The sequence below is a fragment of the Pseudomonas sp. B21-019 genome (assembly GCF_024749225.1).
Classification (GTDB): Bacteria; Pseudomonadota; Gammaproteobacteria; order Pseudomonadales; family Pseudomonadaceae; genus Aquipseudomonas.
This window is the reverse complement of sequence record NZ_CP087193.1, coordinates 4,790,485-4,814,242: the sequence shown is the minus strand read 5'-3', so window position 1 is coordinate 4,814,242 and position 23,758 is coordinate 4,790,485. Positions and strand designations below refer to the sequence as shown.

The 23,758-nt window shown below is 59.2% G+C and carries 27 protein-coding genes; 14 read left to right on the top strand and 13 right to left on the bottom strand.

Features of this window, described 5'->3' with window-relative positions; translation table 11 throughout:
- Positions 1-108: 108 nt before the first annotated feature.
- Genes LOY36_RS21390 through LOY36_RS21380 form a run of 3 tightly spaced genes read right to left on the bottom strand, consistent with a single transcriptional unit; the run spans position 109 to position 1,800 of the window.
- On the bottom strand, positions 109-477 hold the full coding sequence (locus LOY36_RS21390) for a hypothetical protein (RefSeq protein WP_258670792.1): 369 nt from the start codon (positions 475-477) through the stop codon (positions 109-111).
- Positions 462-1,244: a hypothetical protein gene (locus tag LOY36_RS21385; protein WP_019647989.1), complete on the bottom strand. Its 783-nt coding sequence runs from the start codon at positions 1,242-1,244 to the stop codon at positions 462-464. Before LOY36_RS21385 ends, LOY36_RS21390 begins: the two co-directional genes overlap by 16 nt.
- A gap of 10 nt (positions 1,245-1,254) precedes the next feature.
- Complete coding sequence (locus tag LOY36_RS21380) at positions 1,255-1,800, bottom strand: PAAR domain-containing protein (RefSeq protein ID WP_019647990.1); 546 nt, start codon at positions 1,798-1,800, stop codon at positions 1,255-1,257.
- Positions 1,801-2,257: 457 nt separating this feature from the next.
- Here LOY36_RS21380 and LOY36_RS21375 point away from each other — a divergent pair, with 457 nt between their 5' ends.
- From LOY36_RS21375 to LOY36_RS21365, 3 genes are all read left to right on the top strand, one after another.
- A complete protein-coding gene (locus LOY36_RS21375) occupies positions 2,258-2,449 on the top strand; it encodes a DUF1508 domain-containing protein (protein WP_007941456.1) in 192 nt (63 codons plus the stop codon).
- A gap of 169 nt (positions 2,450-2,618) precedes the next feature.
- Positions 2,619-3,548: a LysR substrate-binding domain-containing protein gene (locus LOY36_RS21370; protein WP_019647991.1), complete on the top strand. Its 930-nt coding sequence runs from the start codon at positions 2,619-2,621 to the stop codon at positions 3,546-3,548.
- 53 nt (positions 3,549-3,601) lie between these two features.
- Complete coding sequence (locus tag LOY36_RS21365) at positions 3,602-3,964, top strand: 5-carboxymethyl-2-hydroxymuconate Delta-isomerase (RefSeq protein WP_019647992.1); 363 nt, start codon at positions 3,602-3,604, stop codon at positions 3,962-3,964.
- Between the two features lie 3 nt (positions 3,965-3,967).
- Here LOY36_RS21365 and LOY36_RS21360 read toward each other — a convergent pair whose 3' ends face one another.
- The 3 genes from LOY36_RS21360 to LOY36_RS21350 all read right to left on the bottom strand — a co-directional run bounded on the left by LOY36_RS21360 (position 3,968) and on the right by LOY36_RS21350 (position 7,198).
- Positions 3,968-4,903 carry a LysR family transcriptional regulator gene (locus tag LOY36_RS21360; protein WP_258670784.1) on the bottom strand — a complete coding sequence of 312 codons (936 nt, stop codon included), beginning with the start codon at positions 4,901-4,903 and terminating at the stop codon, positions 3,968-3,970.
- A gap of 147 nt (positions 4,904-5,050) precedes the next feature.
- Positions 5,051-5,998 (bottom strand): DMT family transporter, encoded by a 948-nt coding sequence (locus LOY36_RS21355; protein WP_019647994.1) that lies wholly within the window; start codon positions 5,996-5,998, stop codon positions 5,051-5,053.
- Positions 5,999-6,013: 15 nt separating this feature from the next.
- A complete protein-coding gene (locus LOY36_RS21350; protein WP_258670781.1) occupies positions 6,014-7,198 on the bottom strand; it encodes a cyanate transporter in 1,185 nt (394 codons plus the stop codon).
- Between the two features lie 415 nt (positions 7,199-7,613).
- On the opposite strand from LOY36_RS21350, the gene LOY36_RS21345 reads away from it, so the two are divergent.
- The 6 genes from LOY36_RS21345 (at position 7,614) to LOY36_RS21320 (ending at position 14,147) form a co-directional block, all read left to right on the top strand.
- Entirely contained in the window at positions 7,614-8,996 is a 1,383-nt protein-coding gene (locus tag LOY36_RS21345) for a glutamine synthetase family protein (RefSeq protein ID WP_258670779.1), read from the top strand.
- Between the two features lie 166 nt (positions 8,997-9,162).
- The gene (locus tag LOY36_RS21340; protein ID WP_019647997.1) at positions 9,163-10,812 is read left to right on the top strand and encodes a phosphoethanolamine transferase; all 1,650 of its coding nucleotides are present in this window, start codon (positions 9,163-9,165) and stop codon (positions 10,810-10,812) included.
- A gap of 73 nt (positions 10,813-10,885) precedes the next feature.
- Complete coding sequence (locus LOY36_RS21335; protein ID WP_019580826.1) at positions 10,886-11,548, top strand: class I SAM-dependent methyltransferase; 663 nt, start codon at positions 10,886-10,888, stop codon at positions 11,546-11,548.
- A 123-nt stretch (positions 11,549-11,671) separates the two neighbouring features.
- Positions 11,672-12,805 (top strand): ribonuclease D, encoded by a 1,134-nt coding sequence (gene rnd / locus LOY36_RS21330; RefSeq protein WP_064619698.1) that lies wholly within the window; start codon positions 11,672-11,674, stop codon positions 12,803-12,805.
- Entirely contained in the window at positions 12,802-13,095 is a 294-nt protein-coding gene (locus LOY36_RS21325) for a YcgL domain-containing protein (protein ID WP_258670774.1), read from the top strand. The genes rnd and LOY36_RS21325 overlap by 4 nt, the downstream gene beginning before the upstream one ends.
- Before the next feature lie 119 nt (positions 13,096-13,214).
- Positions 13,215-14,147, top strand: a complete 933-nt coding sequence (locus LOY36_RS21320) for a D-2-hydroxyacid dehydrogenase (protein WP_018926763.1) — start codon at positions 13,215-13,217, stop codon at positions 14,145-14,147.
- A 90-nt stretch (positions 14,148-14,237) separates the two neighbouring features.
- Here the strand turns inward: LOY36_RS21320 and LOY36_RS21315 are convergent, their stop codons facing one another.
- Positions 14,238-14,831 carry a nitroreductase family protein gene (locus LOY36_RS21315; protein ID WP_019648000.1) on the bottom strand — a complete coding sequence of 198 codons (594 nt, stop codon included), beginning with the start codon at positions 14,829-14,831 and terminating at the stop codon, positions 14,238-14,240.
- A 276-nt stretch (positions 14,832-15,107) separates the two neighbouring features.
- On the opposite strand from LOY36_RS21315, the gene LOY36_RS21310 reads away from it, so the two are divergent.
- Both LOY36_RS21310 and LOY36_RS21305 read left to right on the top strand, forming a co-directional pair.
- On the top strand, positions 15,108-15,557 hold the full coding sequence (locus LOY36_RS21310; protein ID WP_007942199.1) for a YcgN family cysteine cluster protein: 450 nt from the start codon (positions 15,108-15,110) through the stop codon (positions 15,555-15,557).
- Between the two features lie 95 nt (positions 15,558-15,652).
- Positions 15,653-16,882 (top strand): hypothetical protein, encoded by a 1,230-nt coding sequence (locus LOY36_RS21305; RefSeq protein WP_258670771.1) that lies wholly within the window; start codon positions 15,653-15,655, stop codon positions 16,880-16,882.
- Positions 16,883-16,978: 96 nt separating this feature from the next.
- Here the strand turns inward: LOY36_RS21305 and LOY36_RS21300 are convergent, their stop codons facing one another.
- From LOY36_RS21300 to LOY36_RS21285, 4 genes are all read right to left on the bottom strand, one after another.
- Positions 16,979-17,356, bottom strand: coding sequence for a DUF2892 domain-containing protein (locus LOY36_RS21300; protein WP_019648002.1), 378 nt, complete (start codon positions 17,354-17,356; stop codon positions 16,979-16,981).
- An 80-nt stretch (positions 17,357-17,436) separates the two neighbouring features.
- Positions 17,437-17,907: an RNA methyltransferase gene (locus LOY36_RS21295; RefSeq protein WP_007942196.1), complete on the bottom strand. Its 471-nt coding sequence runs from the start codon at positions 17,905-17,907 to the stop codon at positions 17,437-17,439.
- 189 nt (positions 17,908-18,096) lie between these two features.
- Positions 18,097-18,468, bottom strand: coding sequence for a YajD family HNH nuclease (locus LOY36_RS21290; RefSeq protein ID WP_007898702.1), 372 nt, complete (start codon positions 18,466-18,468; stop codon positions 18,097-18,099).
- A gap of 49 nt (positions 18,469-18,517) precedes the next feature.
- Positions 18,518-19,204, bottom strand: a complete 687-nt coding sequence (locus tag LOY36_RS21285) for a spermidine synthase (RefSeq protein ID WP_019648003.1) — start codon at positions 19,202-19,204, stop codon at positions 18,518-18,520.
- A gap of 95 nt (positions 19,205-19,299) precedes the next feature.
- Between LOY36_RS21285 and LOY36_RS21280 the strand changes: the two genes are divergently transcribed.
- Positions 19,300-19,584 carry a hypothetical protein gene (locus tag LOY36_RS21280; protein WP_019580818.1) on the top strand — a complete coding sequence of 95 codons (285 nt, stop codon included), beginning with the start codon at positions 19,300-19,302 and terminating at the stop codon, positions 19,582-19,584.
- 3 nt (positions 19,585-19,587) lie between these two features.
- On the opposite strand, the gene LOY36_RS21275 is transcribed toward LOY36_RS21280, so the two are convergent.
- Both LOY36_RS21275 and LOY36_RS21270 read right to left on the bottom strand, forming a co-directional pair.
- Positions 19,588-20,061, bottom strand: a complete 474-nt coding sequence (locus tag LOY36_RS21275; RefSeq protein ID WP_019648005.1) for a cyclic nucleotide-binding domain-containing protein — start codon at positions 20,059-20,061, stop codon at positions 19,588-19,590.
- An 86-nt stretch (positions 20,062-20,147) separates the two neighbouring features.
- Complete coding sequence (locus LOY36_RS21270; RefSeq protein WP_258670768.1) at positions 20,148-22,202, bottom strand: S9 family peptidase; 2,055 nt, start codon at positions 22,200-22,202, stop codon at positions 20,148-20,150.
- A 243-nt stretch (positions 22,203-22,445) separates the two neighbouring features.
- Between LOY36_RS21270 and LOY36_RS21265 the strand changes: the two genes are divergently transcribed.
- Both LOY36_RS21265 and LOY36_RS21260 read left to right on the top strand, forming a co-directional pair.
- Entirely contained in the window at positions 22,446-22,943 is a 498-nt protein-coding gene (locus LOY36_RS21265; RefSeq protein ID WP_019580815.1) for a hypothetical protein, read from the top strand.
- A gap of 32 nt (positions 22,944-22,975) precedes the next feature.
- Entirely contained in the window at positions 22,976-23,752 is a 777-nt protein-coding gene (locus LOY36_RS21260) for a class II glutamine amidotransferase (protein ID WP_007934123.1), read from the top strand.
- The last annotated feature ends 6 nt before the right edge of the window (positions 23,753-23,758 follow it).

Below are 23,758 nucleotides of genomic sequence, written 5' to 3'. Positions count from 1 at the left end.
GATGCGCTAAATGGAGCCGCATCCTTCCCCAGTAACTCATATTGCTCATAAGCGATCATGATGCCCGATGGCCCTAGGTGCGCGGCTGCTAGTTTTGATAGGCACACGTCAAATATGAAGATCATGAAATTTCATAATTTCCTTCCAAATGTACCTATAGCTGTAACGTAGCCACGTAACCTTTAGAAGGTCGAATGTGCGTCGCAACACACTGATCTCTCGTGCTTTGATTTCCTTCTCTATTTCGCTCAGTAGCCACTCATCCTTGAAACCTGTCCAAACAGGAGGGACTGGCGTCTCAAGGTTGCCGAAACAGACAGGCGCTACCTCTGAATACAGGATGTCCTCCACGACTTTCAGGTCATAGCCCCGGATTCGTTCCGCTATAGAGGCATAATCGACAGTGCTATCTACAAATGCCTCTGCCAACGCTATCTGAATGCGCGCTCTTTCTGCCGGGGTCAGAATATGTCCCAATGGGCCAGCTCCTCTAGCTCTGAGTCGAACGTATCGGCAGCGATCCCGCCCGCTATGCCACCGGCCATGCTTCCAATGAGCACCACGGCGATGGCGCAGGCAGGCGCTCCTGGACCGCAAATAGCCGAAATGCCCAAGCCAGCAAGAAATCCTCCCGCTGCACCGCCGCCCAAGATGGTTGCTTGATGAGCCGTTTCTTTGGCTTTGTCGTCAGCGTTCAGTATTTGGTAGGTGGCCAGCACTGCCGTCATGATGATGCCAACCTTGCCCATGACAGACATGATTTTGGTGCCGGAGGTGAACTTGGCATTGGCACTGCCTGAGCGCTCTAGTGCTCTGTACAGGACTTCTTTTTGTTGTGCTTTTGAAAGTTGCTCGTAGTTCTTATTAAACTGGGTTTGAGATTTTTCGTTCAAAACGTCAGTGTGCGTTCTGCCAGCTTTTTTCTTCTTTTGCACGATGGCCAGGCCCTGTGCAGATGTAAGCTTTCGGTGTTCGAACATGATCTTGTTGCGCATCTCATTGCTGAACTTTGTGCCATCTTCAACACTGATGTTGCCAGCTCTTACCTCAGCAAATATCTGCTGTGACATTCGTCGAATATTTTTCTCATAGCTTGCACGGACCCGTTCGTCTTTGATGGCATCGATGGAAAAACGACTTGCAGCTCCCTCCATACCCGCAACCGCCATCTCAAGGGGGGATTGATCGAGGGTATGTTCACTTTTGACGATATAGCTTCCGGTTACCAGGTTTGGTTCCGTCACGAGAAAATCCTTATCCCAAGATGTCGTTCAGTAGTCCGTCGATACCTGCGGTTGTGCAGGTGTTCTCGTGCTGGGCGAATGCCAATGTATGGCAAGCCTTTCCGGTGGGATTGGAGAATTTGACTGAGTTATTTGAGTCGAATACCCCGGACATTGAAGACCCGTCGTCAAAGTGAGCCGTGCAGGCAAATCCTTCATAGCTCTCTGTTGCGGGAATTTTAAAGCCGATCCAGTTCCCGTGGATGGTCATCGGGGTAGGCGGAATGAACGGTGCTGGCGTATGGGAGTCACCAATGATCACCGTGCCCGAGCCGCCAATCACGACGTCGCCATGGGTGCCGACAGTGCCGACCAGTGCGGCATTCTTACCATTGATGAACACGGTACCTGACACAGCCGAGGCTAAAGTACTGCCGCAGGTGCAGGTGTCGCCTTTGGTCGCGGCTGCAAGTCCATCGAAGAACACATCAGGAGAACCGGAGGCGATGGCTTTGGGGCCGTGCCCGGGCATGGGGCAACTGGTGGGGTCGGTGATACGTGCGGCGGGCTTTGCCATGTGTGACTTCCTGTCAACGAATTTACCGAGGCTGACTGTATCAGACTTGTTTTGGATGGTGGCTCACGGCTATGAACTCCAATTTATCTCCAAAATTTTTACTCGCACAGGTGCCGCAAAAGCTAGGGCAAGATCAGTATCGATTTGAGTCGCTTCTTTTTCGTTTGCACAGCTTTTTCCATCAGACCACTTTCGCATCCGTCCTGCTTTTCCCCGGGTTTTTGGTGTCGGAAAATTCAGCACAACAATGTAAGAAAGATATGTCCGTCCACAGGAAAAGTAACTCCACCAAGTCGTTCTAATTACCGTCCCCCGTATTCATTGATCGTTTCGGCAATCAAGGTTTTTCCTTCGAAATATCCCCTGACATTGAAAGACGTTGCCGCAAAAAATCCTCATCTACTCTGGTTTCGCAGGTCACTGATCTGTCGTAATCAGCCATCGCAAGGAGCGATCAATGTACTTTGAGATTTACAGGCAAACCCGTGGCACCTCACAGACCGGCAAGGGCCAATGGCGCTGGCGTTTGCGGGCGGGGAATCATGAAACGATTGCCAGTGGGGAGGCTTACGTCAACAAGTCTGATTGCGTGCATGCCATCGGTTTGATCAAAGGGACTCAAGAGCAGACACCGGTCAAGGAGATATAGGTTCCAGGCGGTGAAGCTGCTCAGTCAGGGCAGCTTCGTTTTAGCCGGGCGCTCTTGAGTTGTGAGCGCCCTCGGTTTTTATGGATCGGGTCGTTTGCCAACCTGCATAGACGCCGATCGCGACACCTCCCTAAACTGTCAGCCAGTCTTGGGGACCGGGGTGCAACGGATGAATCGCAACGAACTACGCAAGGCCGACATCAACCTGATGGTGGTGTTCGAGACATTGATGCTCGAACGCAACGTCACACGGGTGGCGGAGAAGCTGTTCCTCGGTCAGCCGACCATCAGTGCGGCGCTGAACCGCTTGCGGACGATGTTCAACGATCCGCTGTTCATTCGGGTCGGCCATCGCATGGAGCCAACAGCGCGGGCCGAGGAGATCATTCAGCACCTGTCGCCGGCACTGGATTCGCTGTCGGTGGCCTTGAGCCTGACCCACGATTTCGATCCGCTCAGCAGCACCATGACGTTTCGCATCGGTCTGTCGGACGATGTCGAGTTCGGTCTGTTACCGCCACTGCTGCGTTCTTTGCGCCAGGAAGCGCCGAAGGTGGTGTTCGTGGTCCAGCATGTCGACTACTGGCGCATTCCCGACTTGCTGGCGTCTGGCGATATCACCGTTGGTATCAGCCAGACCCGTGGCTTGCCGGCCAACGCCAAGCGCAAATTGTTGCGACATATCCAGCCCAGTATTTTGCGTGCAGACGCATCGGACACTCCGTTGACCCTCGATGAATATTGCGCGCGGCCGCACGTGCTGGTGTCCCACACCGCCAATGTCAGTGGATACGCCGATGAATGGCTGGCAGAGATCGGCCGTACGCGCCACGTAGTGCTGTCCGTTCCGCAATACAGCTCATTGCCAGCGTTGCTCGCCGGCACCGATTTGATCGCCAGCCTGCCGGATTACACGGCGGAGGCGATGGCCGCGTCAGGCCAACTGTTCAAGGAGCCATTTCCGTTCAAGACGCCGACCCTGGACCTGTCCATGGTCTGGCTCAGCCATGTCGACAGCGATCCGGCCGAACGCTGGCTGCGCTCGCGTCTGGAGGCGTTCATGAGTGAGCGTCCTATCCTTCCGCTGTCCAGTGAGTAGGGCGGCTCTATGTTATATCTACGACCTTTCTGCCAATCCTCAGGAACCCCGTCATGCCCCACCTGCACATGGAATACACCGCCAACCTGTCCGAACTGAATGCCGATGTGGCATTGATGCGACTCAATAACGCGCTGGTCGCTTCGGGGCAGTTTGAAGAGTTCGACATCAAGGCCCGTGCGGTGAAGGTCGAGACTTTCAGGGTGGGTACCGCACCGGGCGAGCGGGCGTTCATGCATGTAAAACTGTCGTTGTTGAGCGGTCGCTCGCCGCAGATCAAGAAGCAGTTATCAGACAGCCTGCTGGCGGTGGTGCAGGATGTGTGCGAATGGCCGGTCGGTGTTGAGGTCCAGCTATGTGTGGAAATCATCGACATCGATCGAGAGTCCTACACCAAGACTGCTATCGGCCTCTGAATTTCAGGCTATTTCCTGCTCGGCGCAGGCCTTGATCACTTGCTCACGCAGCCAGGTGTTGGCGCTGTCCTGGTCGACGCTTTGACTCCACTGCATGTTCAGGGTGAAGCCCGGCAAACCATTGGGCGCTTCGCAGTGATTGAAGATCGCCTCATTGGCCAGCAATTGCTGGATGCGCCGGGGCAAGGTCAGGATGAAGTCGGTGCCGGTGATCATCTTCAGTGCCGCGCTGTAGCTGTTGGAGCGCGCGACAATCTGGCGTTTGTGGGCCTGTTGAGCCAGCCAGCCGTCAACCATGTTGGTGGTGGACGTCCAGGGCGTCGGGAACACATGCCGACGTTCAGTGAACGCTTGCAGGCTCAAGCGCGGCTCCAGCGGCGTGGCGCGTTTGTCGAAGACGCAGACCAGATCGTCCTCCAGCAGCCGCCTGGAGTTGAAGTCGGTGTGGCTTCGATGAAAGTCCGGGCCGAAACAGATCACCAGGTCGAGGCTGCCGTCGCGCAGTTCTTCGGCCGGGATGTCGGTTTCGAACTTGTGCATGTTGACCATCACTGGCAAGTCGGCGAAATCGAAGCTCTTCAACAGGCGCGGCAGGACCAGTTGCTCGAAGTATTCCGGCGCGCAGATATTGAAGGTGACCGGTTGCAAGGTCGGATCGAACGTCGGTGTCCCGGCGTGACACAGGTTGATGCTTTCGAGAATCTTCAGCACATGGGCATACATGGTGCTGGCTTTGTAGGTGGGGCGCATACCCGTGCGGGTATTGATGAATAACTCGTCTTCGAAACTGGTGCGCAGTTTTTTCAGGCAGTAGCTCACGGTGGACTGGCTGACGCAAAGTGCCTCCGACACACCGGTGACGCTGCTTTGCTCATACACGGCGACAAACACCATGAGGTCTTGCATATCGAGCTTTCTAAGCAAGTTACTGTTCAGCATCCGTTCTGTCTCGCTGTGCTCCTTGCGCTGACCGTGCGCAAACGTGTGCGAATGATCTTAGCGGAACGATAGTACCAAGAGAATGCCTTGTAGGATGTTTCATGGTCAGTTGTGGGACAGATAGTGTTATGAACACGACCTGTGAATTCAATCCCCCGAAACATGGCCAGAGGCCTTCAGCGCTGATTGCTGTGCAGGCATCGCATCGCGGCTGGATATTAACAGCGCCAACATGCCGACGCCCACCAGCAACGCACCGATGATTTCCAGGGCGCGTGGCGACTGGCGTAGCCACAACCAGTGGAACAGTGTGATGAACAGGGTGCTCAGGTAGATGTAGGAAATGACTGAGGAAGGGGCGATCACGCCAATGGCTCGATGCAGCAGCCAGAAAGTCGCCAGGGTGGCGAACAGTGCCAGGTAGATCAACCACCAGAGATCGCTTGCGCTCAGCAACAATGCCGAACGCCAGCCGCCGCTGAACCCACAGAACACCAATAGAAACAGTGCGCCGAACAGCATGTTCCAGAAGGTCATGCCCACCGGACCGCGCCCCTTGAGGCTGTTGGCCTTGAGCCGTTGACTCAGGGGCGAGTAGAGCGCCATTGCCAGGCAACCGACCGCATACACCAATACCGCATACAGCGACGGCAGTTCGCCGGGGTCTGCGCCTTTCAATACCAGCAGCACGGCGCCGGCCGCGGCAACCAGCATGGGCAACACGCGTTGTTTCAGGCGGCTGTCGGGTGTCAGGATGGCTTCGAACAGCAGTGTCAGCAACGGCACCAGAGTGAACATCGTCCCGGTGTTCACCGCCGAGGTGTAACGCAGTGCTTCAAACAACGAGCCGAAGTACAGCGCCAGCAGCATGCCGAGCACGGCATGACCGAGCAGGCCGCGGGCGGTCATGGCGGTATCGCCCTTGAACAGCAGCAGGGGCAAAAACACCAGGGCGCAACACAACAGGCGCAACCCGGTCAGCAGAATCGGGTCGATGGCCTGGCTGACCTGGGCTGCCGCGGAAAACGAGACGGCAATCAACAGCGCCCATAGCAACATGCCGACGTGAGCGGCAGCAAAACCTGTGCGTTTCATGATGGGGGTTCCGGGTTAATGAATGTGTTTGGCGTAATGCCGCGGATCGAAACGCAGAACCATCAGGATCATCAGTGCCATGACGCCCATCAGTGACCACCAGGCCCATTCGAAACTGCCCAGTTGATCGCGAATCATCCCGGCGATCAGCGGCGAGAGGCCGGCGATCAGGTAACCGATGCCTTGCACGAAGGCGGTCAACCCGCCCGCGCGTTGGGGATTGTCCAGATGATCCAGCGACACGATCAGGCTCATCGGGAACAGCCCGCCGATGCCCAGTCCCAGCAGGCACGGCCACAGCAGGCTCAGGTGTCGTGGGCTTAGAATCAGCCCGCAAAAACCGGCCATGATCAGTGCCAGCAACACCACCAGCACCAGGCGCCGGTCACGGCTGCGGTTGGCGATGGCGGGTGTCAGCAACCCCGACAACACTTCCATGGCCGTCAAAAAGCCCAGCAACAAGCCGGCCTGTTGCTCGCTCCAGCCTTTTTCCACGTAGTACGGCGCCAGCCAGGCCAGCACACAGGTGTAGGACGCCGTGCCCAGGCCGAAGAAGATCGCGAGTAACCAGGCGCGGGAATTGCTGAAAAAAGATTCTTTGCGGGACGACTTTTCCCCCAATGTCGGCATTCCCGTGCGTTGAACGCACCAGAACAGCAACGCCGCCAGCGCCAGTGCCGCCCAGATCGCCAACCCCACTCGCCAACTGTCGGTGCGGGTCATCACCAGCGGCGCGAATGACGCCGCAATTGCCGCGCCAGCCATGATCGACGTCACATAGAGACCCATACACACGGAAACGTTGTCGCTGAAACGGGACTTGATCAGGGCTGGCATCAACGCTTGAATCAGCGCAATGCCGACGCCGGCCAGTACGGCGCTCAGGATCAGTTCCGCCGCCGAATCAAGGAACAACCGCGACACCGTGGCGAGGCCGATGATCAGCAGCGACAGCACTACGGTGCGCTGCTCGCCCAGGCGCTGACTGATGCCGATACCAAAGAACATCGCCAGTCCCATGGCCATGACTGGCAGCATGGTCAACAGCGAGGCCAGGCTGAAATTCAGCGGGATGTCACCGCGAATGGCAGACAGCAACGGGCCGACAGCGGCCATGGACGGACGCAGATTCAGGGCGACAAGAATGATGCTGAACATCAGCCAGAGGGCAGGGCGGGAGGTTGCGCGAACGTTTTCCATAATCGGACCTTCAGGAACAAGGAGCCGATTAGGCGCGCGAGCCTTGGAGGCGGCAAATCAGAAAGTCCGGAGCAGTATTTAGAAATTAAATAACTGTACCGCCCGCCTAATCCCCCGGTCGCGAATAGTCAATTGTTTAGCCAATCCACACCCAAGGTTCTTCAAATCCCGATTTAACGGCTTAACCGCCCGTGTGACGCTGCTGCGCATCTGTTTACTGCGGTCTTCTCTATGGACGGTTGTCCAGTCGCACTCCCTTCCGAACTCGCCTTCTGGGCCTTGTGGCACTGCCGTCACGCGCGCCCGCCGGATTCCTGCATCTCCCGCTGATTGTTCTGACAGGTCCCGCGCTGTGCGCCGGGATCAACCCGGCGGCGCCTGTGCGTTTGCCTGACGCGGATAGACGAGAATTCCCATGAGCTGTGCCACGACATCCTTCGCTACGAAAGAACAAGCCCTGACGTTTCTTGAACAGAACCCGGATATCGAAATGTTCGAGCTGTTCATCCTCGACAATAACGGTGTGCCACGCGGCAAATTGTTGCATCGCGATGAGTTGCTGGCGGTGTATGAAAGCGGTCGGCCACTGCCGAGTACCATCCTGGGACTGACCATCAATGGCGATGACGTGGAAAACTCCGGTCTGGTCTGGGACGTCGGTGATATCGATTGCCGCGCTTATCCCGTCAGCGGCAGTTTGCAGCGCATGCCGTGGCGATTGATTCCCACGGCGGCGGTGCAGGTCAGCATGCATCCGCAAGAGGGCATGCCCGCAACCATCGCCGACCCACGGCACCTGCTGGCCAAGGTCGTCGAAGGCTTGCAGGCCGAAGGTTATTACCCGGTGATGGCGGCGGAGCTGGAGTTCTATCTGCTGGATCAGCAGCGCGACGGCAACGGTCGGCCGCAACCGGCGCGGGATGCCGATGGCGGGCGGCCACGCGGGACTCAAGTCTACGGCTTGCGTGAACTGGAACAGATCGAGCCGTTTCTGGCCGACCTCTACAGTGCCTGCAAGCTCCAGGGCATTCCGGCGCGCACGGCGATTTCCGAATACGCGCCGGGGCAGGTGGAAATCACTCTCGAACACCGCACCGACGCTTTGCAGGCGATGGACGAAGCCGTGCGCTACAAGCGGCTGGTCAAGGGCGTGGCGCACAAGCACGGGATGACGGCTTGTTTCATGGCCAAGCCGTTCGATGATCTGGCCGGCACCGGCATGCACATGCATGTCAGCCTGGCGGACAAGGACGGCAATAACCTGTTCGCCAGCGAGGCCTCGGACGGCACGCCGCTGCTCAAGCACGCGGTCGGCGGGATGCTCGCCACATTGCTCGATGCGTTGCTGTTGTTCTGTCCGAATGCCAACTCGTACCGTCGTTTCCAGACCAACAGCTACGCACCCCTGGCGGCCACTTGGGGCGTGGACAACCGCACCGTGAGTTTGCGAGTGCCCGGCGGGCCGGCATTCTCCCGGCATATCGAGCACCGTATTTGTGGTGCCGACGCCAATCCGTATCTGGCGGCGGCGGCGATCCTGGCCGGTATTCATCGCGGCATCCGCGAGCAACTTGACCCCGGGGCGCCGGTGGAGGGCAACGGTTACGCCCAGGCTGCGCAATTGTTGCCGACCGACTGGTTGACCACGTTACGAGCGCTGGAAGGCTCGAATTGGGCCAGGGAAGCATTCGGCAGTGAGTTTCTTGGCGTCTATCTGGCAGTGAAACGAGCCGAATACCGGCAATTCATGGGCGAAGTCGGTGAGCAGGATTGGCGCTGGTATCTGCATCAGGCTTGAAACGGGTCGCCAGTATTGAAAGTTTTGGCCTAATGCCAGAAGCCAACTATTCGTTGGCTTCTTTTTCACGAAATATTGATGGTTGACTGATTAAGATTTGTGGCGTCTCGGTCAATGAAATTTTCACATTTGCCGCGGGCACTTCTTTTCAGGAACAGCCGATCACATGTTGAAGTTCAAAGCCGTGCGCCCCGAATGGGTGACGTTGGTTTCCAGTGCCTTTCTATTGGCAGGGTTCAATTTAGTTCTCTGGCAACACCTCTTCGATATCACCGCTGCAGACGGTCAAGGCATCGTCATGCGTGTCGCGTTCGGGCTGATGATCCTGGCGGCCTTCAACATTGTGCTGACCTTGCTGGCATTCCGACCCGTGATGAAACCCGTGTTGACGCTGATCTTTCTGATCAGTGCCGGTGTGGCGTACTTCATGAGCCAATATGGCGTGCTGATCGACGCCGGTATGTTGCGTAACTTCGCCGAAACCAATGCCACGGAAGTACGCGACTTACTCTCGCTAAAACTGTTTGTTTATATCGTGCTGCTCGGCGTCTTGCCGTCGTGGTTGTTGTGGAAAATCCCGGTTAATTATCGTCGCTGGCACCGTGAGTTATTAAGTAAAGTGCTGGTGAGTGTCGCGTCGGTTGCGGTGATCGGCGGTGTCGCATTGGTCAACTATCAAGGCCTGTCGTCGTTGTTTCGCAATCACCATGAATTGCGTCTGATGGTGGTGCCGAGCAACTACATAGGTGCCTCGTTCGGTTATCTGCGTGAGCAAGTGGTGTCTGCACGGCAACCATTCGCCAAACTGGGTGAAGATGCCCAGAAAAAACCGGCCTGGCAGGCCCATGACCGTAAATCCCTGACGGTACTGGTAGTGGGCGAAAGTGCCCGGGCCGAGAACTTCGGCATCCTGGGTTATGACCGCGACACCACGCCGAAACTGAGTAAGGAATCCGGCCTGATTGCCTTCACCGATGTGCATTCGTGCGGCACGGAAACGGCGGTGTCGGTGCCCTGCATGTTCTCCAACATGGGCCGCAAGGATTACGACGCCAGCAAGGCGAAGAACCAGGAAGGCCTGCTGGACGTGCTCAAGCGTGCCGGTCTCGAGGTGATCTGGCGCGATAACCAGTCGGGCTGCAAAGGCACCTGCGATCGGGTCACTGTCGACGACGTGAGTGACCTGAAAGACCCGGTGCTGTGCGCCAACAGTGAGTGCCGCGATGAAATTCTCCTGCAAGGCATGCAGCACTTCATCGACACGCTGAATAAAGACACCGTGCTGGTCCTGCACCAAATGGGCAGTCACGGTCCGGAATACTTCAAGCGCTACCCGAAAGAGTACGAACACTTCACGCCTGTGTGTGAAAGCAATGCGCTGAACAATTGCAGTCGCGAAAGCATCGTCAATGGCTACGACAATACGCTGGTGTATACCGACCACGTGCTGTCGACCCTGATCGATCTGTTGCGCAGCAACCAGGGCAAAGTCGATACCGCGATGCTGTATCTGTCGGACCACGGCGAGTCGCTGGGCGAATACAACCTGTTCCTGCATGGCACGCCTTACATGCTCGCACCGGAACAACAGAAGCATGTAGCGATGCTGGCGTGGTTCTCCGACAGCTATCAAAAGTCGTTCTCGGTGGACACCCATTGCCTGCAGCAGAATCGTGAAAAGCCCTTGAGCCAGGACAACCTGTTCCATTCGATGCTCGGTCTGCTGGAGGTCAACAGCACGGTCTACAACCCGGGGCTGGATATGTTCGCCGGATGCCGCGGCGCAATGGGCGACGGTGTGCTGGCCAAAAAATGAGCGACACGACCTTTTTTTCACGTAACGACCGCTAATCTGCGGCGCCTGGAACATCCAACAAGAGCCATTAAACATGTCCGCGCAGCCCCCATCCGCCTTCGAGCTTGAGTTCGCCCGGCGCTACGATCAGGAACACGCCCGCGTCTGTAAACAGCCGCGACCGCGCGGCCTGGCGGGGCGTTTGACGTTCTGGCGCGAAGAGCAATTGGTGCGTAACGCGCTGCAGGTCGCTGGCGAACCGGGATTGATTCTTGATGTGGCCTGCGGGGTCGGGCGTTTCTGGCCGGTGCTGGCCGAGCATGCGAACCGGGTGATCCTCGCGACCGATCCATCTCAGGACATGCTCGATCATGCTAGCACCCACCATCCGCAGAACCTGCTGAAACGGATCAAGACCTTTCAGAGTTCAGCCTTCACCATCGGCTTGTCGGCGAATGCGGTTGACTGCATTTTTTGCCTGCAACTGTTTCAACGCATCGCCTGTCCCGAGCATCGATTGGCCATGTTGCGCGAGTTCCACCGGGTCAGTCGCGATACGGTGATTGTGGCGGTGCGGGTTGATGGGCGTTTCAAGCTCGAGCGTTCGGACGTGGAGGGCGCACAGGCCCAGCCACAGGCCAGCAAGGCCGAGCTTGAGGCCGAGTTCAGGCAGGCGGGTTTCTGCTTGCTCAGTCACCAGGACTTGGTACCGGGTTGCACGCGGATGCGGGTCTACGTGTTGCGTAAGGACAGCTAGTCTCCAACTGTCAGACAATTCTTGCTGTTCGGCAGGTATTTTCGCTAAAGCTCTTGTTCAGTGAATGCGCGGAAATCGCCGGGGGCGATATATACTGCGCGCCATTCTTCAAGGGAGAGCCGTGTGGCCATCGATATTCACTGGATTCGCGACAACGATAGCCTCGGTCAGTTTTGCACCGAGTGGCAGCAGCTGCCATTCGTTGCCCTCGACACCGAATTCATGCGGGTCGACACCTTTTACCCGATCGCAGGCCTGCTGCAGATCGGCGATGGCGTACGCGCTTACCTGATTGACCCACTGACCATCGACAACTGGCAGCCCCTGGCCGCGTTGCTGGAAAACCCGGCCGTGGTCAAGGTCGTGCATGCGTGCAGCGAAGACCTCGAAGTCCTGCTGCGTCTGACCGGCAGTCTGCCGGCGCCGCTGTTCGACACCCAACTGGCCGCTGCTTACCTGAACCTGGGTTTCTCCATGGGCTATTCGCGGCTGGTGCAGGACGTGCTCGGCATCGACCTGCCGAAGGGCGAGACCCGTTCCGACTGGCTGCAACGTCCACTGTCCGAGACTCAGATCAGTTACGCGGCCGAAGATGCCGTGCATCTGGCGGAGGTTTTCGTACAGCTGCGTCCGAAGCTTTCTGACGAAAAATACGCGTGGGTCCTGGAAGACGGTGCCGAGCTGGTCGCCAATCTGCGGCGCGAGGTCGACCCGTACGAGGTCTATCGCGACGCCAAACTGGCCTGGAAGCTGTCCCGCGCCCAGCTCGCCGTGTTGCGTGAACTCTGCGCCTGGCGCGAGCGTGAAGCCCGCGCCCGTGATCTGCCGCGCAACCGCATTATCCGTGAACATTCACTGTGGCCGTTGGCACGCACCCAACCGGACAACCTCGGCGCACTGGCGAAAATCGAAGACATGCACCCGCGCACCGTGCGTCAGGACGGCGAATTTCTGCTTGATCTGATCAAGCGCTCTGGCAGTGTGTCGCCTGATCAGTGGCCGCCAGCGGTGCCGGAGCCATTGCCGGTGGAAGCCGCCGCGCTGGTCAAACAGCTGCGTGCCATAGGCCAGGCCGAAGCCGAGCGCCTGAACATCGCACCGGAGCTGATGCTGCGCAAGAAAACCCTGGAAGCGCTGCTCAAGAGCGGCTTCCCCAATGGTCCTTACCAATTGCCTGATTCGCTGCGTGGCTGGCGCCGCGAATTGATGGGCCAGGCGCTGCTCGACAGCCTGGCCACCGCCGGAGAACAGCCTTGAAACGTATTTGCTCGATTTATCGAAGCTCGAAGAAAAACGGGATGTACCTCTATGTGCTCAAAAGCGATGCACTGGAGCGCGTGCCTGAACCCCTGATGGCGGCTTTCGGCAAAGCCATCCACGCTTTCGACCTGGTGTTGACCCCCGAGCGCAAGCTGTCGCGCGAAGACATTGCTGTAGTACTGGAGAACCTCGACAAGCAGGGCTACCACCTGCAAATGCCACCGGCCGAGGATGAATACATCGAACACTTGCCGGAAGAATTGCTGCGCCGCAACGACCCGATGTAATCGGCAGACAGGCTCTGTTCAGAGCCTTATGAAACACTGGAATGATTTTGGCGATGGCCGTGACGATGGAGTGATCCTCCGTCGGCGGTCGTCTGCACTGTTTTTGAAAGGTTTGAAACATGCGCGTTCTGATTGCTGAACACGACCACCCTGTGTATGCCCAACTGTTGCGTCAGGCAGCGCCTGATCTGGAAGTATTGACCAGCGGCGACTCCGCCGAACTGGCCCGTCAGGCCGCCGACTGCCAGGTCTGGCTCGGTCAGCCGGACCTGCTGGCGACGCTGTTGCGTCAGGGCCACACGCCTGCATGGCTGCAGTCGACCTGGGCCGGTATCACGCCGCTGCTGGCCGATGGCTTGCCACGGCACTATCGGCTGACTCGCGCGGTAGGGATTTTCGGTCAGGTCATGGCTGAATATGTGCTGACTTACATGCTCGGCCACGAGCGCGAAGTGTTGGCGCGGCTGGTCAGCCAGGTCGAGCGCAAATGGGACAATCGCCAGGGTCAAAGCCTGGCTGGACGCAAGGTGCTGATTGTCGGCACCGGTGACATCGGTCAGACAGTGGCGCAGTTTCTGCTGCCGTTTGGCGTCGAGTTATACGGCATCGCCAGCACCGCCCGGGAGCAGGCGCCCTTTGTCGAAGTCGGCGCGCTGAGCGATTTGCCGCGCCTGGTCGGTGAGGTGGATTACGTGATCAATCTGCTGCCGAATACCCCCAATACGCACGACCTGTATGACGCTGCCCTGTTCAAGCAGTTCAAGGCGACCGGGTTGTTCATCAACGTCGGGCGCGGCGTTGCGGTGGTCGATGCGGATCTGGTGGAAGCCTTGAAGGAAGGGCATCTGGCCGGGGCTGTGATCGACGTCTGCCGTCAGGAACCACTGCCGCAACGTCATCCGTTCTGGACCGCGTGGGGCCTGCTGCTGACCGGCCACAGCTCGGCACCGACCTCGCCACCGGCGATGGTGAAGCTGTTTGTCGAGAACCTGCGGGCGTATCAGGCGGGTGAAGCGTTGCGTGGGGAAGTGGATTTCGCGCGCGGGTATTGAGGCGCAGCTGAAAAGATCGCAGCCTTCGGCAGCTCCTACAGGGTTTTGTGAACACCTGTGGGAGTTGCCGGAGGCTGCGATCTTTTGCTTTTACAGGGTGAAATCACCCTCGGCCGCCAACTCGCTCAGCGGACGACGCGGGCTTGGCTCTTCACGTGCTTGCAGGTACTCGGCCAGTGTCGCCTTGTCGCCCAGCTTGCCGATCGCCACGGCGGCGTGCAGCGCATAACCCTCAGGAATGTTCAGCTCCTTGCGGGTCAGCTCCTGATCGAAACCGGCCATGCCGTGGGTGTGCCAGCCGCTGATGCTCGCTTGCAACGCCAGGTGGCCCCAGGCGGAACCGGTGTCGAAGGTGTGCCACAGCGCCGGGGTTTCTTCGCTGGCGCCAGGTGCCACGAAGGTAGTTTTCGAGATCACGATCACCAGCGCCGAGGCGTGCTGTGCCCAGCTGCGGTTGAACTCGTTCAGCAGGCCCAGGTAACGCTCCCAGTTCGGCGTGTCGCGACGCGCATAGAGAAACCGCCAAGGCTGCGAGTTGTACGCCGATGGCGCCCAGCGGGCGGCTTCGAAGAAGCTCAGCAGGGTCTCTTCGGGGATGGTTTCGCCGGTGAAGGCGCGGGGCGACCAGCGATCGGTGAACTGAGGGTGAATGGCGTAGTCGGCAACGCGTGGATTAGCACTCATCAAGAGATTCCTTTACGTTTGAAAGTGAGGGTTGTCGTAAAAACCGGCAGATACAGTTGAGTTGAGCGCCAGGTTTTTTTGAGCCGGCAGTTCACCTGAATGCAACGCGGTTGAGCGTTAATGGCACTTGGGCAGGGTTCCTTGCGACTGGCAAAGCTACTGGGTGGCGCAGAAACTGACAAGTGCCGTCGTACCGGCAGTCGCCAATGCTTGGCCCGCCGGTGCCTTGGCACTAGACTGGCGGCCTTTTCACCACCTGATGTTGATGCTTGAGCCATGGCCGCCAAAGTCGAACCGTTCTGGATACGCAAAACCCTCGATCAACTCGATCAAGAGGAATGGGAATCGCTGTGCGACGGCTGTGGCCTGTGCTGCCTGCAAAAGCTCGAGGACGAAGACGACAACGCCGTCTACTACACGCGTATCGCCTGCAAACTGCTGGACCTCAAAACCTGTCAGTGTACCGATTACCCCAACCGTCGCGACTTTGTCCCCGATTGCATCCAGCTCACGCCGGGCAAGGCCGATGAGTTCAAATGGTTGCCGCCGACCTGCGGTTATCGACTGGTCAGCGAAGGCAAGGACCTGCCGCTCTGGCATCACCTGGTGTGCGGTGATCGTGATGCGGTACATCACGAACGTATCTCCCAGTCCGGGCGCATGCTCGCCGAAGGCAGCGTGGCCGAAGACGATTGGGAAGATCATCTGATTTTTCGCGCGGGTTAGTGCACAGCGCACACAAAATCGGCGGTAATTACAAGAAATTGGGGCCGCTACGCAGCCCAGCGCGAGCAAGCTCGCTCGCCACAATAGGAGTGTGTATGGCGGTGGGAGTGCTGCGGGTGTTGGCTGTAGGGCTGCTGGCCCTGAGTTCGCCCGTGTGGGCGGCGAAGAAAGTCGATCTGGATTATCACGTGCGCCTGTTGCCGCAAAGCGATCAGGCCGAAGTACGCCTGACCCTGGCCCAAGGCTCGGCGGTGCGCAGTCTGGATTTCGATTTGGGCGATGGCAGTCACTACAGCGATTTCAAGGCCGACGGCCAATGGCAGCTCAAACCGGGCACGCAGGCCCGTGGTGTCTGGCGCCCGGCCGCCGACAAGGCCAGCCTGACCTACCGCGTGCGCATCAGCCATGGGCGCAAGAACGGCAGTTTCGACACGCGCATGACACCAACGTGGGCGCTGATGCGTGGTGATGACCTGGTGCCCGCGGCCAAACTCGATCAGCAGGACGGTATCGAGCTGGTGTCACGCCTGGAATTCGAATTGCCCACGGGTTGGAAAAGCGTCGAAACCGGCTGGCCGCGGATCGGCAAAAACAAGTTCCGCATCGATAACGTCTCGCGCCTGTTCGACCGTCCTACCGGTTGGATGCTCGCCGGTAACCTCGGCAGCCGTCGCACGCGACTGGGGGAAACCGAAGTCACCGTGGCCTCGCCCCAAGGCCAGGGGATGCGCCGCATGGATGTGCTGACGCTGCTGACGTTCGTCTGGCCGCAAGTGCAGGAGGTTTTTCCGCGTCACCCCAGCAAACTGCTGATCGTCGGCGCCAATGACCCGATGTGGCGTGGCAGCCTCGCCGCGCGGGAATCGATCTATCTCAATAGCCGCCTGCCGCTGGTCAGCGAAAGCGGCACCAGTGCCTTGATGCGTGAATTGGCTCAGGTGTTCGGGCGGATCAACGATAGCCAGCGCAGCGACTGGATCAGCGAAGGGTTTGCCGAGTATTACGCCATCGAACTGGTGCGCCGAGCGGGCGGCATGAGTGATGAGCGGTATGAGAGCCTGCAGAGCAAATTGACCAAGGACAGCCAGAAGGTCACCACCTTGCGCGGGGAGCAGATCAATCCGGCGCAGGTGGCCAAAGCGGTGGTGTTGCTGCAGGAACTGGATCGCGAGATTCGCCTGAAGACCCGCAACAAGCGTTCGCTGGATGATGTATTGCGTGGGGCGATGCGTTTGGAGAGTGTCGATACCAAGGAATTCGTTCAGCTCAGTGAGAGCGTTATTGGCGAGTCTTCCAAGGTGCTCGATACCGGGTTGTTGCAATAGAAAATCAAAAGATCGCAGCCTTCGGCAGCGCCCACAGGCGCGTAGGAGCTGCCGAAGGCTAGGGCCGTGTTCGGACGATCTTTTGACCTTAAAAGGTTAAACCCCGGCTTTCGGCGACTTCAAAGAATCATTGCCCGTCACGGTCGCAGTTTTGGTCGCCGCCTCGGCATTGGCCTTCAACCGACTCAACTCTTCCCCGGCACGCTCAATCCTGGCCCGAGCGTTAACCATGTCCTGACGGCTCTTTTCCAGAAAGCTTTTCGCCGAACTGTGCCCGGTAATACCCCGCGCCATCGCTACGCCGCCAATGGCCACTTGAAGCAACCCGAACACACCACCGCGCCGCAGGCCTTTGCCGACCATTACCACGCCGCCGGCCAGGGAACCGATGCGCTCCCAACCCTGGACGTTCTGCGCGGGCTGAGTCTGGAACGGGGTGGATTCGATGCGCTCTACGCGTTTGAGGTCGCTCATGATCTGTCTCCAGGCTTCAAGAATGGATAATTAAGCTGACTGCCGAGGCGGTCGGCTCGTTCCATCGGATGTGCGGTGATTCAGCGGAATTTCGGGCCTGAGCGGGTGTTGTTGCCCTTGGCCATGCGGTCGTACAGCACCACGTTGACCGTGGCCGCCAGGTTCATGCAGCCGGTGGTCGGGATATAGACCACGTCTTCGCACCAGTCGCGGATCTCTTTATCCAGCGAACCGTCTTCGGGGCCAAAGATGTAGAGGGCGCGATCCGGGTGCGTGTATTCCGGCAGCGAGCGGGCGCCGTCGACCAGTTCCACGGCAACCGGTACACAACCCAGCGGCAGGATTTTCTTCAGGTCGTCAATGCCGATCAGGGGAATGTCGTAGTGGACTTTCTTGGTGTCGGTGACGAAATCAGCGGCGCGTTCATAGCGCTTGCCGGTGTAAAACACCGACGCCACGCCATAGCAACCGGCGGCGCGCATCACCGAACCGACGTTCTCCGGTGATTTGGGGTTATACAAACCAATGCAGCTGTACCGTTTGTCTGCCACGAGCGGGGTGCCTTCGGGAAAAAAGCGCGATTATACGGGGATTGGGGAGGGGTGTTCAGTTTGGAGATGATCGTACCCACGCTCTGCGTGGGAATGCCGCCAGGGACGCTCCGCGTTCCGCTTTCGAATGTGACGCAGAGCGTCACGGGATGCATTCCCACGCAGAGCGTGGGAACGATCAGCAGATCTTCAGTCTTCTTTCTTCATCAGTCCGGCCAACGCCGCAAACGGGTTATGCGTTGCCTTGGCGATCTTCGGCGTACTCAGCGAGCCTTCGTCGAAATACTGCTGATCGGTGTAACGCGAATGCTCGTTGTCATGGCAATACAGGCACAACAGCTCCCAGTTCGAACCGTCCTGCGGGTTGTTGTCGTGGTTGTGGTCGCGGTGGTGCACGGTCAGCTCGCTCAGGCGTTTACCGGAGAACTCACGGGCGCAGCGGCCGCACACGTGCGGGTACATCTTCAAGGCCTTGTCGCGGTAACCCATTTCCTTGTCGCGCTGGTTATCGGCAAGGATGCGGTCCAGCTTCGACGTGTTGGTTGGGGTGGACGAACTCATGGGTTCACCTTTGTAAAAGACTAATGACGGTTATGTGTTGAAGTTTAGCCTAGCCCTTGAGCTTCTCGGCAATCCAGATGGTGTGGCGGGTGCCTTTGTTGCCGTGGGCGAAGACCTGCACTTCTTCGGCCTTGAAGCCGGCCTTTTTCAGCTTGTCGGAAAACTGCCGGTCAGCGCTGGCCGACCACACCGCCAGCACGCCCTTGGGTCGCAGGGCCTTGGCGCAGGCGCTCAGGCCACCGGCGGAGTAGAGCCAGCTGTTGGCCTTCTGGGTCAGGCCTTCGGGGCCGTTGTCGACGTCGAGCATGATTGCGTCGAAACCCTGCGGCTCGGCTTGCAGCACCTTGGCCACGTCTTCCATGCGGATCACCGTACGCGAGTCGAGCAGCGGGTTGCCGGCTTTTTCGCCCAACGGCCCACGGTTCCACTCCACCACGCCGGGCACCAGTTCGGCGACCACCACTTCAGCGGTCTTGCCCAAATGCTTGAGCGCCGAGGCGAGGGTGAAGCCCATGCCCAGGCCGCCGATCAATACCCGCGAATTCGGCCGGCCGGCGACCTTGCGGCAAGGGATTTCGGCCAGGGCATCTTCGGAGCCGTGCATGCGGGTGTTCATCAACTGCCCGCCATCGCCGCCCTGGATCTTGATGACGAAGTCCTCGCCGTATTCGAACAGGCACAGGGCACCGCCGTTTTCAGGAATGGGGGTGGTGTCGAGCAGAACGAAACGTTTCATGGGGCTCTCTTGGGGGGAAATGGACAGACGGAAGAAGGCAAACGAACGCGGTTGGGAGTAGCCTGCAAAAGACCACAAGGCCAACGGAGCCATTGATGAAGCGCACCATTCTAACGGCCATTGCCCTGGCCGCGCTCTCGATAACTGCAGTGCAGGCCCAGGAGCAGCAAACCATCCCCACCGGCCCCACGCCGATACCCGGTTCGCCCGGCACTGCCACGCCGACGCCGTACCCGCAGATTACCCCGACCACTGTGCCCAAGACCGGCAACGGTGGGCCACCATTGTTGCCGCCGATCGAAATGCCCAACCCGCCCAAGGACCAGACCTTGCCGGGCCTTGAGCCGAGCACGACGAAAATCAAAACGCCGGGCGGATAGTGTCTAAATCTGCTGCGAGAGCAGTTGCCCGTCGGCCATGCGCAAGCGTTTGGAGAGGGAGACGGCGAGGGCGCGGATGATCTTGGCGGCGATTTTCGGTGCCTCGTTGAGCATCTTTTCCAGGGAGTCCTTGCCCAGGTTGAGCAACTGGCAGTTGCTCGCGGCCACACAACTGGCTGAGCGCCGTTCGCCGTCGAGCACGGCCATTTCGCCGAACGCCCGACCGCTGCGCAAGGTCGCCATGGTCACCCGTTGCCCTTCGCTGTTGGTCTTTTGCACCGCGACCTGGCCGGTGTGGATGATGCACATGAAACTGCCGGCATCGCCCTCATGGAAGATCTCTTCGCCTTCGGCGATGGTGCTGATGCTGAAGTAACCCGAAGCCGCCACGAAGTCCGCCGGCAGCAGTTGATCGAACAGGCCACAGTCCATCAGCCAGTCGCGAATTTCTTTGTTCAGTAAGGTCGGTTCTGACATATCGTCACGGTCTTTTTCTTGTGTCTGTTGCTGTTCCAGGCGCGCCCGGCGTCTGGTGTTAAGACCGGGACTCCGGGCCAAGTTCCTCAGGCAATGCCCAAAACCTTCAAAACAAATGCGTATTCGAGGGCTACGTCACGTAATCCCTGGTAGCGACCGCTCATCCCGCCATGCCCGGCGCCCAATTCAGTCTTGAGCAGCAGCGGGGTGGTGTCGGTTTTGGTCGCGCGCAATTTCGCCACCCACTTGGCCGCTTCCCAGTACTGCACGCGACTGTCGTTGTAGCCGGCGATCACCAGCGTTGCCGGATAGGCTTGCGCGGTGACGTTTTCATACGGGGCGTAGGCCTTGATCCGATCATAGACGTCTGGTTCTTGCGGGTTGCCCCATTCGTCGTATTCGGTGACGGTCAGCGGCAACTCCGGGTCGAGCATGGTGTTGAGTACGTCGACGAACGGCACTTCGGCAATCGCCACGCCGAACAGCTCCGGCCGCTGATTGAGCACCGCGCCGATCAGCAGGCCACCGGCGCTGCCGCCACTGATTGCCAGCTGCGATGAGGTGGTGAAGCCGTTGGCGATCAGGTGTTCGGCGCAGGCGATGAAGTCGCTGAAGGTGTTGTGCTTGTGTTCCTGCTTGCCGGCGCGATACCAGGCTTCGCCCAATTCACCGCCACCGCGCACATGCGCGATGGCAAACGCCATGCCGCGATCCAGCAGGCTCAGGCGGGCGTGGGAGAACCACGGGTCGAGGCTTTCGCCGTAAGCGCCGTAGCCGTACAGATAAAGCGGCGTCGGCTTGCCGAGGAATTCGCGTTTGACCACCAGGCTGATCGGCACTTGCGTACCGTCCGGGGCCGTGGCCCAAAGCCGCTGGCTGACGTACGCGTCGGCGTCGAACGGGCCGAGTACCGGGGTTTCCTTGAGCACTTTCTGCTCGCCGGTGGCCAGGATCAGTTGGCGGATTTGCGCCGGACGGTTCAAGGCCTCGTAGCGCAGACGGATTCTGTCGCTGATAAATTCCAGGCTGTTCTGCACATGCAGGCTGTAAGCCGCATCCGGTAATTGCACGCGATACGGCACCAAGTCCCGTGGGTAGACTTCGATGATCGGCAGGCCTCCTTCACGCAGGCTCAGGGTCATGGCCTCGGCGTTCAGGCTCATGCCATCGATCATCACCGTGTCGCTGTGGGGGATCAGGTTCTGCCAGTCGGCTTCGGTCGGCGCGACGCCGGTGTCGGCGGCCTGGTACAGGGCGAAGTTGATGCCGTCACGGTTGGTGCGGATCAACCACGTCCACTCGCCATCGAGTTTGCCGTGATCGACGTCGTATTCATGGTCTTCGACCCGCGGCGCCAGGCAGGTAAAGGCCTGGTGCGGCAGCGAGGCGTCGAGCGCCCAGACTTCACTGGTGGTCTTGCTGCCCAGTGACAGCAGCAATTGCCGTTCGGAACTTGAGCGGTAGCAATGCAGGAAGAATCGGCCGTCCGGCTCATGGAACACTTCTTCGGCGGCGGTGCCGTCCAGTCGATAGCGGAACAGTTTGTGCGGGCGATGGGTGTCGTCGAGTTCACCGAAGAACAGCGTCAGGCTGTCATTGGCCCAGGTCATGCTGCCGTCGCAGTCCTGGAATTCCAGTTCGCTGACGCGGCCGCTGGACAATTCCTTCACGAACAGCGTGTAAACCTCCTCGCCACTGGAATCGATGCTGTAGGCCAGGCGCTGGTGGTCCGGGCTGACGCTGAACGCGCCCAAGGAAAAGAAACCGCCCTTGGCCAGCACGTTCGGATCGAGCAGCAGGAGTTCCTGGCTTTCGTCGATGCGCAGGCTGCCATCGGTCGGACGTGGGCAGCGGTAATGGCGGGCGTATTCGTCGCCGGCCGTGGTGCGGGTGTAATACAGGTACGGGCCCCAGGGCGAGGGCAGCGACAGATCGGTTTCGAGAATCCGCCCCTTGATCTCTTCGAACAGGGTTTCGCGCAGCCCGGCCTGATCGGCGGTTTGCGCCTCCTGATAGCGGTTTTCAGCTTTCAAGTAATCGAGCACTGCGTCGGTGTCGCGCTCCTGCAGCCAGGCATACGGGTCATCGCCGTCGGCCTTGTGGGCAATGGGCGCGTCGGAAACGTTGGCGGATAAGGGCATGAATGGCTCTCGAACAAAGTACGGAATAGGGCTTCGCAACCTTTGGAAGCGGGCTTGTGTGGCGAGGGAGCCTGCTCCCGTTGGGCTGCGAAGCGGCCCCCAAAAAGGAACTGCTGCGCAGTTCAACGGGAGCAAGCTCCCTCGCCACAGACAAGCCCCCTCGCCACATCTGCCGCTCCCACATTGGGACAAGCCTGAAGTGCGAAAAGTCGTTACTATAAGCGCCTCTTTGCCTGCCTTGCCATGGACACCATGACCGAGAACGACTATCTGATCGCTTGGGGCCTCTACGCCTTTGCCGCTTTAGGCTGCCTGTTGGTGTGGATGCGCATCACCCGCTGGATGTGGCGCTGGCTGCGTGAGCCGCTGCGGCTGCTGATGGCGGTGTTGCTGTTCAGCCCGACCATCATCGACCCGGTGAAGGAAAAGGTCGCCCCTGCCATTGCCATTACTGCGCTGGATCTGCTGTTCAAGGTCGGCAACAACGCCTGGCGGGCGATTTCCGATCTGTTCATGTACGGCATGATTGCCTTCGGCCTTTACCTGGTGCTCGTGGCGATCCGTTTCCCGATCGAGCGCGCATCCAAGGCTCGCAAGGAGCGGGCGGAGGCCGCCAAGGCTGCGGCGCGGGCCGACGAGCCTGAAGGCGATCAACCGTTCGGCGGTGCCGGTGATGATCGTTACGGCCGGCCACCGGTACCGAGCAACCCGCAGCGTTTGCGGGTTGAACCACGTCTGTAACAGTGCCCCTGCCTTTCATCGAGAGTCCGAGCATGTGTGAGTTATTGGGCATGAGCGCCAATGTCCCGACCGATATCGTGTTCAGCTTCACCGGGCTGATGCAGCGCGGCGGCCGCACCGGACCGCACCGTGACGGTTGGGGCATCGCTTTCTATGAAGGCCGTGGCCTGCGGTTGTTTCAGGACCCGGCGGCGAGCAGCGAGTCGGAAGTGGCGAACCTGGTACAGCGCTATCCGATCAAGAGCGAAGTGGTGATCGGGCACATCCGCCAGGCCAATGTCGGCAAGGTCTGCCTGTCCAACACCCATCCGTTTGTGCGCGAGTTGTGGGGACGCAACTGGTGTTTCGCCCATAACGGGCAGTTGGCCGATTTCAACCCGACCGCCAGTTTCTACCGCCCCGTCGGCGATACCGACAGCGAAGCGGCATTCTGCGATTTGCTCAACCGGGTGCGTGCTGCGTTCCCTGAGCCGGTAGAGATCGAAGAACTGCTGCCGGACCTGGTGGCCGCTTGTGCCGAGTACCGCAGCAAAGGCGTGTTCAACTGCTTGCTCAGCGACGGCGACTGGCTGTTCTGCTACTGCTCGACCAAACTGGCGCAAATCACTCGCCGTGCCCCGTTCGGCCCGGCACGCTTGAAGGACGTCGATGTGATCGTCGACTTCCAGGCCGAAACCACGCCCAACGATGTGGTCACGGTGATCGCCACCGAACCCTTGACCGAAAACGAAACCTGGACCCGCTACGAACCGGGCCAATGGAGCCTGTGGCGACGCGGTGAATGCGTCAGCCAGGGCAAGACCGAATAAGGATCT